At 70.3% G+C, this 12,424-nt stretch carries 12 protein-coding genes; 9 read left to right on the forward strand and 3 right to left on the reverse strand.

From position 1 onward, the window contains the following. The 3 genes from rsgA to IEY93_RS34030 all read left to right on the forward strand — a co-directional run. On the forward strand, window positions 1–646 hold a 646-nt coding region (gene rsgA / locus IEY93_RS38915), incomplete at its 5' end, for a ribosome small subunit-dependent GTPase A (protein WP_229691703.1). A gap of 175 nt (window positions 647–821) precedes the next feature. Next, a complete protein-coding gene (hisN, locus tag IEY93_RS34025) occupies window positions 822–1,607 on the forward strand; it encodes a histidinol-phosphatase (protein ID WP_189167284.1) in 786 nt (261 codons plus the stop codon). Window positions 1,608–2,124: 517 nt separating this feature from the next. Further along, the gene (locus IEY93_RS34030; protein ID WP_189167285.1) at window positions 2,125–3,102 is read left to right on the forward strand and encodes a ferritin family protein; all 978 of its coding nucleotides are present in this window, start codon (window positions 2,125–2,127) and stop codon (window positions 3,100–3,102) included. Between the two features lie 11 nt (window positions 3,103–3,113). Here the strand turns inward: IEY93_RS34030 and IEY93_RS34035 are convergent, their stop codons facing one another. Continuing rightward, the gene (locus IEY93_RS34035) at window positions 3,114–3,602 is read right to left on the reverse strand and encodes a low molecular weight protein-tyrosine-phosphatase (RefSeq protein WP_189167286.1); all 489 of its coding nucleotides are present in this window, start codon (window positions 3,600–3,602) and stop codon (window positions 3,114–3,116) included. Window positions 3,603–3,881: 279 nt separating this feature from the next. On the opposite strand from IEY93_RS34035, the gene pstS reads away from it, so the two are divergent. From pstS to IEY93_RS34060, 5 genes are read left to right on the forward strand one after another with little or no spacing between them, the layout of a single operon-like run. After that, complete coding sequence (pstS, locus tag IEY93_RS34040; RefSeq protein WP_189167287.1) at window positions 3,882–4,991, forward strand: phosphate ABC transporter substrate-binding protein PstS; 1,110 nt, start codon at window positions 3,882–3,884, stop codon at window positions 4,989–4,991. A gap of 44 nt (window positions 4,992–5,035) precedes the next feature. Further along, window positions 5,036–5,977, forward strand: coding sequence for a phosphate ABC transporter permease subunit PstC (gene pstC, locus IEY93_RS34045; RefSeq protein WP_229691704.1), 942 nt, complete (start codon window positions 5,036–5,038; stop codon window positions 5,975–5,977). Next, the gene (pstA, locus tag IEY93_RS34050; protein ID WP_189167289.1) at window positions 5,974–6,861 is read left to right on the forward strand and encodes a phosphate ABC transporter permease PstA; all 888 of its coding nucleotides are present in this window, start codon (window positions 5,974–5,976) and stop codon (window positions 6,859–6,861) included. Before pstC ends, pstA begins: the two co-directional genes overlap by 4 nt. A gap of 12 nt (window positions 6,862–6,873) precedes the next feature. Beyond that, window positions 6,874–7,650, forward strand: coding sequence for a phosphate ABC transporter ATP-binding protein PstB (pstB, locus tag IEY93_RS34055; protein ID WP_189167290.1), 777 nt, complete (start codon window positions 6,874–6,876; stop codon window positions 7,648–7,650). A 21-nt stretch (window positions 7,651–7,671) separates the two neighbouring features. After that, window positions 7,672–8,385, forward strand: a complete 714-nt coding sequence (locus IEY93_RS34060) for a response regulator transcription factor (RefSeq protein ID WP_189167291.1) — start codon at window positions 7,672–7,674, stop codon at window positions 8,383–8,385. Window positions 8,386–8,430: 45 nt separating this feature from the next. Here the strand turns inward: IEY93_RS34060 and IEY93_RS34065 are convergent, their stop codons facing one another. Next, entirely contained in the window at window positions 8,431–9,330 is a 900-nt protein-coding gene (locus IEY93_RS34065) for a phenylalanine 4-monooxygenase (RefSeq protein ID WP_189167292.1), read from the reverse strand. Window positions 9,331–9,593: 263 nt separating this feature from the next. Here IEY93_RS34065 and IEY93_RS34070 point away from each other — a divergent pair, with 263 nt between their 5' ends. After that, the gene (locus IEY93_RS34070; protein ID WP_189167293.1) at window positions 9,594–10,085 is read left to right on the forward strand and encodes an Lrp/AsnC family transcriptional regulator; all 492 of its coding nucleotides are present in this window, start codon (window positions 9,594–9,596) and stop codon (window positions 10,083–10,085) included. A 196-nt stretch (window positions 10,086–10,281) separates the two neighbouring features. Here the strand turns inward: IEY93_RS34070 and IEY93_RS34075 are convergent, their stop codons facing one another. After that, window positions 10,282–12,063, reverse strand: a complete 1,782-nt coding sequence (locus IEY93_RS34075; RefSeq protein WP_189167294.1) for a substrate-binding and VWA domain-containing protein — start codon at window positions 12,061–12,063, stop codon at window positions 10,282–10,284. Window positions 12,064–12,424: the final 361 nt, after the last annotated feature.

Below are 12,424 nucleotides of genomic sequence, written 5' to 3' on the forward strand. Positions count from 1 at the left end.
GCTCGCCGACCCGCCACCCCGTCCTCGGATGATCGACCGCCTGCTGGTGGCCGCGTTCGACGCCGACATCGAGCCGCTGCTCTGCCTCACCAAGGCCGATCTGGCCGCCCCTGACGAGCTCGTCTCTCGGTACGAGCCGCTCGGCGTGCCGTACCTGGTCGTGCACAAGGGCGCCGACCTCGACCCGCTGCGCGACAGGCTCGCCCACCGGCTCAGCGTGCTGGTCGGCCATTCAGGGGTCGGCAAGTCCACCCTGGTCAACGCCCTGGTGCCGGATGCCGGGCGTGCCGTGTCGCACGTCAACGCGGTCACCGGGCGCGGACGGCACACCTCCAGCTCGGCGGTCGCGCTCGAGCTGCCCGGCGGCGGCTGGATCATCGACACCCCGGGGGTGCGCAGCTTCGGCCTCGGCCACGTGGTGATCGACAACGTGCTGGCGGCGTTCCCTGCCCTGGCCGAGGGCACGGTCAACTGCCCGAAGGGCTGCACCCACCGGGGTGAGGAGTGCTCGCTGGACGCCTGGGTGGCCGCGGGCCACGCCGACCCCGAGAGCCTGGCCTCCCTGCGCCGCCTGCTCGCCAGCCGGGACGGCGCCCCTGAGGACGACTCCCCGTCCGCCGAGACACCCGTTCCCCAGGCCGACTGACCCGCCGCCCACCGGCGCGGGCGCGACGCCCGGCGGGCATGCGGCGCCCCGTCTGACCGCAAGGGCTCGGACGCCACGCCGTACGGGCACGCGGTGACCCAGCATGACGGGATTACGACGCTTTGGAGCGATCGGGACTGCTGAAAGTCGCGGCGGCACGATAGCGTTTGTCGCTGTGACGGGTTACAGCGACGACCTGCGCCTGGCGCACATGATGGCCGACAGCGCCGACGACCTGACCATGCGCCGGTTCCGGGCCGTCGACCTGCGGGTCGACACCAAACCCGACCTCACCCCGGTGAGCGACGCCGACCGCGCCGTCGAGGAGGCCATCCGCGGCACCCTGCGCCGCGCCCGGCCCCGGGACGCCGTGGTCGGCGAGGAGATGGGCAAGACCAGCGGATACGGCTCGCGCTGCTGGATCATCGACCCGATCGACGGGACGAAGAACTACGTGCGCGGCGTGCCGGTGTGGGCCACGCTGATCGCCCTCATGGAGCACGGGCAGGTGGTCGTCGGCGTGGTGTCCGCTCCCGCGCTCGGCCGCCGCTGGTGGGCGGCGCGCGACGGCGGCGCGTGGACCGGCCGCAGCCTGACCAAGGCGTCCCGCTGCCAGGTGTCATCGGTCAGCCGCCTGCAGGACGCCTCGTTCTCCTACTCCAGCTTCGGCGGCTGGGAGGAACGCGGACGCCTTGAGCAGTTCCTCGACCTGGCGAAGACGGTGTGGCGCACCCGCGCGTACGGGGACTTCTGGTCGCACATGATGGTCGCCGAGGGCGCCGTGGACATCTCCGCCGAGCCCGAGCTGTCCGCCTGGGACATGGCGGCGCTCACCGTGATCGTGGAAGAGGCGGGGGGCGTGTGGACCGACCTGTCCGGCGCGCCGAACGTGGACGGCGGCGGCATGGTCTGCGCCAACCCGCACCTGCACGGCGAGGTCCTCAAACGCCTCGGCGACTGACTCCGCCCGGCTCGCACACCGCGCCCTGCGAGCGCCCTACCGCGGGCTCACAAGCCTCGCAGGGCCGCAGGGCTTAACCAGGGATTCGGCGGGCCGCAACGGCCCGCACAGCCGGTCCTGACGGCCCGCACGGGCCTCGCACCCAGCGCACCGCCTGATCGAGCCGCAGTCGCGCGGTCACTCTTGACGGGCCCCACGGACGCGCCGGCGTCGCAGGCGTACCGGTCGCGTCCGCGGAGCCGCCGCTCAGCGTTCGTCCAGCTGGGGTCAGCGCTCGTCCGGAGGCCGTGAGATGACCCGGTCGTCGAGGTAGCAATCGCAGTTACCGCACCCTGGGAGCATGGCCCCTCCTCCTCGCCGTCGTCCCCCCGACGCTACGCCACCACTCCGCTCCGCCGTCACCCTCCGCAAGGAAACAGTCACGATCCCGCCATCCTCTCGGACGGCTCCCGTTGAGGGTCGCGGGACCGGGTACGCGATCAGTGACGGCACACGCATCTCACCCGAGGAGGCCGCCATGGACCGGTTTTCGGCACGCGCGCTGCTGACCGGCGCGTTGACCCTCGCGCTGACCGCTCCCGCGTACGGAGCTTTCGCCGCGACGGCTGCGGCGGAAGGGGCATCAGCAGGGACGCAGGACCCCAAGCCGCGAACCCGCGAGGACCTGACCACGTCGATGCGGGGTGAGGCCTTCGCCGACCTCGCCTACCGGCTGTACGCCGCCCAGGCGCGGCGAGAGGGCCTGACCTCGGTGGCGGATCTGTTCGAACGCACCGCCAAGGTGGAGTCGGGCGAGCATTTCAAGGAAGAGGCCGCGCTGAGCCGGCTGGCGGGCGACGAGGCCACGAACCTCCGGGACGCCAGGACCGGGGAGACCTACGAACACCAGACCATGTACCCCGGCTTCGCGCGGCAGGCCAGAGCAGCCGGTGACACGGAGGCGGCCGACCGCTTCACCGAGATCGCCCGGGACGAGGGGGTCCACGCCGCGGCGTTCGGCGAGGCCTTGCGCGTGGTCGAGACCGGCAGCGGCAGCGTTCCGGCGCCGCCCAAGGTGGATCCGGTGGAGGTCCCGGCGGGCCCGCCGAAGGTCCGCGGGCGGCAGACGAAGGCCGACCTGGACACGGCCATGCACGGCGAGGCCTTCGCCTACGCCAAGTACCGGCTGTACGCCGAGCGCGCCAAGGACGCGGCCGTGGCACGCCTGTTCCGCGGGGACGCCGAGGTGGAGCGGCGCGAGCACTTCGCCGACGAGGCGAAGCTCGTGGGACTCGTGGGCGACACCCGCGCCAACCTGGCCAAGGCCATCGCCGGTGAACGGTATGAGTCCCAGACCATGTATCCGACCTTCGCCAAGCGTGCGGCGGCGGCGGGCGACACCGCGGCCGCCCGGCTCTTCAGGCACAACGCCAAGGACGAGGCCGGCCATGCTCGGGCCTTCCAGCGCGCCCTGGACCGGCTGCCCTCAGGGGGCGCGCAGGACTCGTCCGGTTGACAGATCGCGCCTCAAGGGCGCTGCGAGCCTGCCGAGCGGAGCGAGGCCAAGTATGCGGCGAGGCCCTGGGCGGCGGCTTCGACCATGGTGAGGACGTCGAGGAAGCCGTCGATGCCGCCGTAGTAGGGGTCGGGGACCTCGGCACCGGCGGGAGCGGCGGGGTCGAAGGAGCGGAACAGCCGCAGGTCGGCGCTCGCGGGGGCCAGCCGGCGCAGCTCCCTGAGGTTGTCGCCGTCCATGGCGAGCACCAGGTCGCGCTCGCCGAACCAGGCGCGTTCGAACTGCCGGGCCCGGTGGGTGGAGCCGTCATAGCCGCGGGAGGACAGCGTCGACAGCGCGCGTTCGTCCATCGGCATGCCGGCGTGCCATCCGCCGGTCCCGGCGCTGTCGACCACCACCTCGCCGGACAGCCCGTGGTCGTCCAGCACCCGCCGGAGCACCACCTCGGCCATCGGTGAACGGCAGATGTTCCCCATGCAGACCAGGCACACATGTGTCATGACCGCCATGATGTGTCATGAAGCGGCATGGTCGCGCCTGCCGGCCGGTCTCTTCGGCCGTGAGCGGCGGGACAAGGAGCGCGGGGGACCCGGCGCGGCAAGCCGCCGGACCCGATCGGGTAAGCGGCCGGACACCAAGACGAGGTAGAGCGTCATGACCCGTTCACCACGATAGTGACCCGGCTCGTTCATTCGTCGTTCACCTTGTGCCGGGAATCAGGTCATCTTGGCTCCCTACCGTCCTACCCGTTGAACAAGCAACGTGGAAGGACGACAACCGTGAAGTATGCAGGCCGGCTCGCTGTAGCCGCCATCGCCGGCGTGCTTTCGCTCGCTGCGTGTGGTACCGACAACAACTCCGGTGGCACGGACGCCGCCTCCGCCCCCGCCAGCAGCGGTGACGCCGGCGGCGGCCTCAGCGGCACGATCAACGCGGCCGGCTCCTCGGCGCAGGCCAACGCCATCGCCGAGTGGAAGAAGTCGTTCCAGTCGAGCAACCCCGGTGTGAGCATCAACTACCAGCCCAGCGGCTCGGGCGCGGGTGTGCAGGCGTTCATCCAGGGCACCGTGGCCTTCGCCGGCTCGGACTCGGCTCTGAAGGACGACAAGGGCGAGCCGGCGCAGGCCGACGCGCGCTGCAAGACCGGCAAGGCCATCAACCTCCCGATGGTGACCGGCCCGGTCGCGGTCGTCTACAACCTGCCCGGCGTGGACGGTCTGCAGCTGTCGCCCAAGACCATCGGCGGCATCTTCAACAACCAGATCACCAAGTGGGACGACCCGGCGATCAAGAAGGACAACCCGGACGCCAAGCTGCCCTCGACCGCGATCCAGGCGTACCACCGCTCGGACGAGTCGGGCACCAGCGACAACTTCACCAAGTTCCTCGCGGCCACCGCCGACTGGCCGTACGAGCCGGCCAAGGCGTTCCCTGCCGAGGCCAAGGGTCTCGGCGCCAAGGGCTCCGACGGCATCGCGCAGGCCATCAAGAGCGCCGAGGGCTCGGTCAGCTACGTCGAGCTGTCCTTCGCCGAGAACTCCGGGCTGCAGAAGGCCAAGGTCGCCAACGGCTCGGGCGAGTTCGTCGAGCTGACCCCCGAGAGCGCGGCCAAGACGGTCGAGGCCGCCACGGTCGAGGGCACCGGCAACGACCTCAAGCTGAAGATCGACTACGCCACCAGCGCCGCGGGTGCCTACCCGATCGTCCTGGTGACCTACGAGATCACCTGTGAGAAGGGCCTGTCGCCGGAGGACACCAAGCTGGTCAAGGCCTTCCTCGGCTACACCTCGAGTGACGAGGGTCAGCAGGCCCTGACGAGCCTGGGCTACGCGCCGCTGCCGGCCAGCCTGCTCGGCAAGGTGCGCACCGCCGTCGAGGCCATCTCCTAACGCGGATGGCCACGTCACTTCGTACACGCGAAGGCGGGCCGGCCATGGGCCGGTCCGCCTTCCGGCGCAGCCACGGCGAGGGCCCTTTCCGGTACGCGACGACCGGCGCCGGCATTCTGGTACTCGTGATCATGGCGGCGATCGCGGTCTTCCTCATCGTGAGGGCCGTCCCCGCCCTTCAGGCCAACTCCGCGAACTTCCTCACCGAGCAGACCTGGACCCCCAACGCCTCTCCCCCCGCGTTCGGCATCGCCGCCCTGGCCTGGGGCACGGTGATCAGCTCCTTCCTGGCGCTGATCATGGCTCTGCCGGTGGCGGTCGGGGTCGCGCTGTTCATCTCGCACTACGCCCCGCGCCGCCTCGCCAGCGTGCTCGGCTATGTCATCGACCTGCTGGCGGCGGTCCCCAGTGTCGTGTACGGCCTGTGGGGCGTGATCTTCCTGGTGCCGTTCATGCGCGGCCCCTCGGAGTTCCTCAACACCTACCTCGGCTGGATCCCGCTGTTCGCCGGCGAGTCGGTGAACTCCAAGTCGATCCTCACCGGGTCGATCGTGCTGGCGATCATGATTCTGCCGATCATCGCGGCGATCTCGCGTGAGGTGTTCCTCCAGGCCCCGACGATGCTGGAGGAGGCGTCCCTGGCCCTCGGCGCGACGCGCTGGGAGATGATCCGGATGTCGGTGCTGCCCTTCGGGCGTCCCGGCGTGATCAGCGCGGCCATGCTCGGCCTCGGGCGGGCCATGGGTGAGACCATCGCGGTCGCGCTCATCTTCCCGGCCACCTTCACCGTCACCCTTCAGGTGCTGACCGGCAACGGCAACAGCATCGCCGCCAACATCGCCAACGGGTTCGGCGAGGCCACCCCCATCGGCCAGGGCGCGCTGATCGCCTCCGGCCTCGTGCTGTTCGTGATCACCCTGGTGGTCAACACGGCGGCCCGGCTGGTCATCGCCCGCCGCAAGGAGTACTCGAGGGCCGCCGCATGACGACCACGATCCATGTCCTGCAGCCGGTCTCCATGGGCCGGCGTGTGAAGAACCGCATCGTCCAGGGCCTGGTCTGGCTGGCGTTCGCCATCGCGGTCGTCCCGCTGGTCTCGGTCATCTGGCTGGTGGTCACGAACGGGCTCAAGCGCTTCGACCTGGAGTTCCTGACCCACTCGATGCGCAACATCGGCCCCAGGGACGCGGGCGGCGGCGCCTACCATGCCATTCTCGGCACCCTGGAGCAGGTCGGCCTGGCCACGCTGATCTCGGTGCCCATCGGCCTGCTCACCGCCATCTACCTGGTGGAGTACGGCTCGGGTGGACGGCTGGCCCGCTCCATCAGCTTCTTCGTCGACGTCATGACCGGCATCCCCTCCGTGGTGGCCGGTCTGTTCGTGCTGGCGTTCTGGGTGCTCATCCTCGGTCTCGGCTACTCGGGCTTCGCCGGGGCGATCGCCCTGTCCATCCTGATGCTGCCGACGGTCGTCCGCTCCGCCGAGGAGATGCTGCGCCTGGTGCCGAACGAGCTGCGCGAGGCGTCGTACGCGCTCGGGGTGCCCAAGTGGAAGACGATCATGCGGGTCGTGCTGCCGACGGCCTTCACCGGCATCATCACCGGCGTCATGCTGGCCATCGCCCGCGTGGCCGGCGAGACCGCTCCGCTGCTGCTGACCGTCTTCATCACCGACTCGATCAACTCCGACCCGTTCGACGGGCCGCAGATGGGTCTCCCGCTGTACGTCTTCGACCAGGCGCAGCGGCCGAACATCACCGCGACCGACCGCGCCTGGACGGGAGCGCTCACCCTCATCCTGATCGTCATGCTGCTCAACCTGGTGGCGCGCCTCATCAGCTGGTGGCGTGCGCCCGCCAAGGGCCGATAAGGGGTATCGACAATGGCCAAGCAGATCGAGGTCTCCGACCTCGACGCGTACTACGGATCGCACAAGGCGATCGAAGGCATCACGATGACGATCGAGCCGCGCTCGGTCACCGCCTTCATCGGCCCGTCCGGCTGCGGCAAGTCGACCTTCCTGCGCACGCTGAACCGCATGCACGAGGTCATCCCGGGCGCCCGGGTCGACGGCAAGATCCTGCTGGAGGACCAGGACCTCTACGGCGACGACATCGACCCGGTGTCGGTACGGCGCACGGTCGGCATGGTCTTCCAGCGGCCGAACCCGTTCCCGACCATGTCGATCTTCGACAATGTCGCCGCGGGCCTGCGCCTCAACGGCCGGCGCTCCAAGTCCGAGCTCGAAGGCATCGTGGAGAGCTCACTCAAGGACGCCAACCTGTGGAACGAGGTCAAGGACCGGCTCAACAAGCCCGGCTCCGGCCTGTCCGGCGGTCAGCAGCAGCGGCTGTGCATCGCCCGGGCAATCGCGGTCAGCCCGGCCGTCCTGCTCATGGACGAGCCGTGCTCGGCCCTCGACCCCATCTCGACGCTGGCCATCGAGGACCTGATCTCCAAGCTGAAGAACGAGTACACCATCGTGATCGTCACCCACAACATGCAGCAGGCAGCCCGGGTGAGCGACAAGACGGCGTTCTTCAACCTGGCCGGTCAGGGCCAGCCCGGCAAGCTCATCGAGATGGACGAGACCTCGAAGATCTTCACCAACCCGACGCAGAAGGCGACCGAGGACTACATCACCGGGCGCTTCGGCTGATCCGCTCGTAAAGGAGATGGTGTGAGCCAGCCGCAGGCGGCACCTGAAGTGGACGGGGACACCAGGCCGGCGCCCATGCTGCTGGTTGCCGATCCCGACGCCGACCTTGTCGGGGAACTGGCCGCGGCACTCGAACGCGAGGGCATCCTCGTGGCCGGGGTCCCCGACGGCGCGCAGGCACTCCTCCAGGCGGGTGCCCTCCGCCCGGACGTGGTCCTGGTCAGCGCCACCCTGCCGGTCATCGGACCGGTCGATTTCGTCCGCGCGGTCCGGCTGGCCCGGACCGTGCCCGTTCTGCTCGGCGTGGGCGAGGGCCATGCCGAGCAGGCCGTCCAGGCCCTGGCCGCCGGGGCGACCGCATGCGTGGCCCGTCCCTACCGCGTGCCCGAGCTGCTGCCGCTGGTCCAGGCGGCCTTCCCGGGTGACGGCGGGCGCGGGGTCCTCACGGTCGGCGGCGTCGAACTCGACGTCGGCGCCTACCAGGTGCGGGTGGGCGGGCTGCCCGTCCACCTGCCGCTCCGCGAGTTCGAGCTGCTGCACTACCTGATGCGCAACGCCGACCGCACGGTGACCCGCGAGCAGATCATGCGCCACGTGTGGCACGCGGCGGACGGCATGTCGACCAACACCATCGCGGTGCACGTCAAGCGTCTGCGCGCGCGTCTGGGTGACGACGACGACCGGCTCATCCAGACCGTACGGGGCGTGGGCTACCGCCTGGTGACGCCGGCCTGACCTCCGGACGACCGGCACGCGGCCGGTCGTCCGTGGTTCGTCCTGTCAGGCCCTGGTCACGGCGTGGCCGGCCGCGAGACGGGAGATGGCCTCATCGTCACAGGTCTCCCAGAACCCGCCGACGACGTCCTCCAGATGCGTGAGCGACTCGGCCCGGAACAGCACGTTCTGGTACTTGGTGATGTCGTACACGGTCGTCCCCATCGCGGCCACGTCCAGCGGACGGATGTCCATGCCGCGGAACTCCTCGATCTCACCGTAGGACGACAGGATGCCGGCGCCGTACGCCTTGTCCTCGCCGTCCTCGGCGAGGACGCCGAACTCCATGGTGAACCAGAACGTCTTGGAGACGAACTCCAGCGCCTCCTGCGTCTCCACTCGGCGGGCGGCAGCGCCGGCCAGCCGGTAGAGGCGGGCGAAGCGATCGGAGGCCAGCGCGTTCGCGTGCCCGATCACCTCGTGGATCACATCCGGCTCGGGCGTGTAGAACGGCACCGAATGGTGGCGGATGTACTGGGTCGAGTGGAACAGGCCGTCCGCGAGCACGCCGTAGAACTCGCGCAGCGGCACGAGCCCGGCCGCCGGAAGGTAACGGAACCCGGTCAGCGGCTGGAGCAGGTCACCGACCTCCTGGAGCTGCGGGATCCGGTCGGCGGGCAGTCCGAGCCGCTCGCAGCCGCGTAGGTACTCACCGGCGGCGTACCGGCGGTGCTTCAGCGCGAGCTCGCCCGCGACCAGCGCCCACACCTCGTGCTCCCGCTCGGTGTACTCCACCGGCGGAACCGGCTCCCCCGCCACGTGATTCAGCGCGAGAGCGGCGATGGCGTTGCGGCGCTCACGGTAGACGGGATCGGCGACACCCGGATGGCCTGCGGCCAGCTCGACGACGACGGACCCGTCCTCCCGCGTCGCCACCGGAGCGAAGTATTGGGCTTCTTCGAACATAACAGCAATATCGGCACTCACCGTTCCGGCTGGCAAGAGCGACCATTTTCACTGGTCAGATCGGTCAAAATCCCCGCCCCGGCCTCTCGGATGCTGGTCGATCCGCTCAATACGGCCGCCCTCCGCCGCCCGTTCGGGTCCGGCCCCCGGGACGCCGGACCCGGCTCTGACGGCGGCCTGCGGGAGCGCTCCGGGCACCAGGCGCCGCGCGTCGCCGGGACACGGCACGACGGGCGCCCGCCGGTCGGCGTACCCTCGGGGCCATGCCAACGGCTCACGGCCCCCTGGACGACCTGGACGGGCGCCTCATCGCCACCATGCGGACGCATCCGCGCGTCGGGCTCACCGAGCTGGCGCGGCTGCTCGGCGTCGCCCGGGGCACCGTCCAGGCGCGGGTCGACAAGCTCGTGGGCCGCGGCGTCATCGGGGATTTCGGGCCCACGATCGTCCCCGCGGAGATGGGCTACCCCATCCTCGCGTTCGTCTCACTGCAGATCGCCCAGGGCAGGCTCACCGAGGCCGTGCAGGCGCTGGAGTCCGTCCCGGAGATCCTGGAGGTGTACGGCACCAGCGGCCAGGGCGACCTGCTCTGCCGCGTGGTGGCGCGCTCCACAGTCCAGTTGCAGGAGATCATCGCGCGGGTGCTGTCCTCACCGGCCGTCCAGCGCACCGACACCACCATCGCGCTGTCCACCCAGATCCCCTACCGCATAGAGCCGTTGCTGAAGAGCGCCGCCCACCCCCGCCCCGAGTGACCCCCGAACCCCCACGACCCTGGGCACCCGCGACAACGACCAGGTGCCCCATCGGCCCAGGCGCACCGGGCCAGGTCCTGCTCGGCCTGTGAGGGGTGCACGGGGACGGTCATCGGTCCAGCGCGCCGGGCCAGGGCGTACGCCTAGCCCATCGCACGAGCGCCATGCCCGACCGGCCACCGGTCAGCCCTCCTGGTCAGCCCTCCTGGGCGGCGCACCGCTCCCGGTCCACACACACCCGGTTAGCGAGGGTCTGCAGGAAGATCTGCTGCGCCTGGTCGAAGCCGCCGGCGACCATGGCGGCGCCGTTGGTCACCCGGGCGATCTGCTCGAGCGCGCTCACGTCGACGTCCTCGCCGAAGCCGACCAGCGTCACGGTGACCGGCCGTCCGGCGTCGAACTCCTTCTCCAGAGTGGCCAGGAGTTCCTTGAGCTTGATGCCGCGCCGGTCGTCGTCGCCTCCGTCGGTGAACACGACGATCGAGCTCAGCATGTTCTTCACCTGGCTCTTCGAGGCCGAGCGGAAGGCGGCGAGCAGCGCGTCGTACAGTCCCGAACCGCCCCCGACTTGCCCGGGCAGCTTGCGCAGGGCCCGGACGACCTCCGGGCCCTGTTGCGCCAGCGGGCCGACGGGGACGAGTTGCCGATGGTCCTTGTCGCCGTCCAGCCCGGCCGCGAAGATCCACAGGCCGACGTCCCCACCCTGCGGCAGGGCGCGCACGCCCGCCTCGGCGGCGTCCGCCATCGCCCGCACCCTGCTCGTCCCCAGTCCCGGAACCTCCTCGGCCATGGAACGGCTGACATCCAGCAGCAGGAGCGTGCGGGTGTCGGCGAGGAGCATCCGCATCGACAGCAGTACCCGCAGCCTGGCCATGGCATCCGGGACGGTGAGCTCCCGGGGCGGCTCGGCGCGCACGCCGTGTGCCTCGTCCATGGCGCCGCCGGCCTGGCCCGCCGCGTCGCGGAACCCGTACGACTGCAGGATCGCGCGTCCTGCGGCGGACAGGACGATGCGGCGGAACTCCTCGGCGGCCTGCCGCTTCAGGGCGTCCTTGGTGACCGGGACAAAAGGGTAGTCGAGGGCGAGCGTGCCCTCCTGGGGATACAGTCCCGCCACGCGGGTGTTCGCCCGATCGCTGTTGTACTCCCAGACGGCCTGCTCGCTGACCACGATGATCGGATCGGTTCCCTTGGCCGGCCGCTCGACGAGGTCGAAAAGCGCCTCCTGGGAGGGCAGCACTGACCGGCGCAGGTTCGTCGTCATCCCATTGACGATCTTGAGCATGGCCGGGCGATCGGTCACCACGGACGAGAGCGCGTCCAGCGCGGCCAGCCCCGAGGCGAACCTGCTGGGAGCCGGCAGAGTCGTGGACGCCTTCGGCAGCTTCTTCCTGGTCGCGGCGGTGGGCACGAGCAGCGTCCAGGACGGCTTCACCTTGGCGGACGCGAGCCGGGTGACCGTGGACTCCGCCACGGCCATGATGACCGGGGACCGGGCGATCGGCGTGCCGGCGCCCAGCGAAGTCCGATCGGCGCCCTGCACCCGCGCCAGATCCACCCAAACGGAGGCGTCCGGCACCCAGACGTCCATGAGGTTCTTTCGCGCCGCGAGTTCATCGGCCACGTCCGCGGGGCTCCCCTGGCGGATGGTGATCTCGGCGCATCCGCCCTGCTGGGTGTACTTCTCGGCCACTCGCTCCAGCGCCGGCCCGATCTCGGGTGCGGCCGTCACCCGTAACCCGGGACGCTCGGCGCACATCGAGCGGCTCACCAGGGCGTACGCCCCGCCCGCGAGCGAACCGAGCAGGAGCACACCCAGGACGACGGCCGTGATCGCCCGTCCGTGGGCGGTGGCCAGCGGAGCCGACTCCCGGACGGCCTCCAGCAGGCTCGCTAGTCGGTCGCGCCAGGACGGCCCGTCCTCTTCGTACCGCTCGTCACCGTCGGGGTGCTCGGGATTGCGATGCCTGCCTGTCACGACGTCACGCCCTTTACGGCAACAAAGGACAATCAGCGAAGATCCTGTCAGGTACGCGGAGCCTAGCGCCTTCCGGCACTCACACCCCGAGATCTCGCGATCAAGGATGTAACGGATTGACAGCGGTCGTCAGAACGGCCGGTGAATCGCAGCTGCACACCTGCAGGCAGAGAAGACGCGAGCGCGGAAGACACACGGGAACCCAGAACACTCAGCCCGAGCGTCGAGGGTCGAGGACACGCCAGGAACAAGGACACGCCGCGGGGCGCAGCACGATCCTGTGTGCCGGGAGAAAACCCCCGGAAACGCAGGAAGGCCGCCCGGAACCCGGGCGGCCTACCTACACTCATCTATCAAATTT

The sequence above is a fragment of the Sphaerisporangium melleum genome (genome assembly GCF_014646695.1).
GTDB classification, from domain to species: domain Bacteria; phylum Actinomycetota; class Actinomycetes; order Streptosporangiales; family Streptosporangiaceae; genus Sphaerisporangium; species Sphaerisporangium melleum.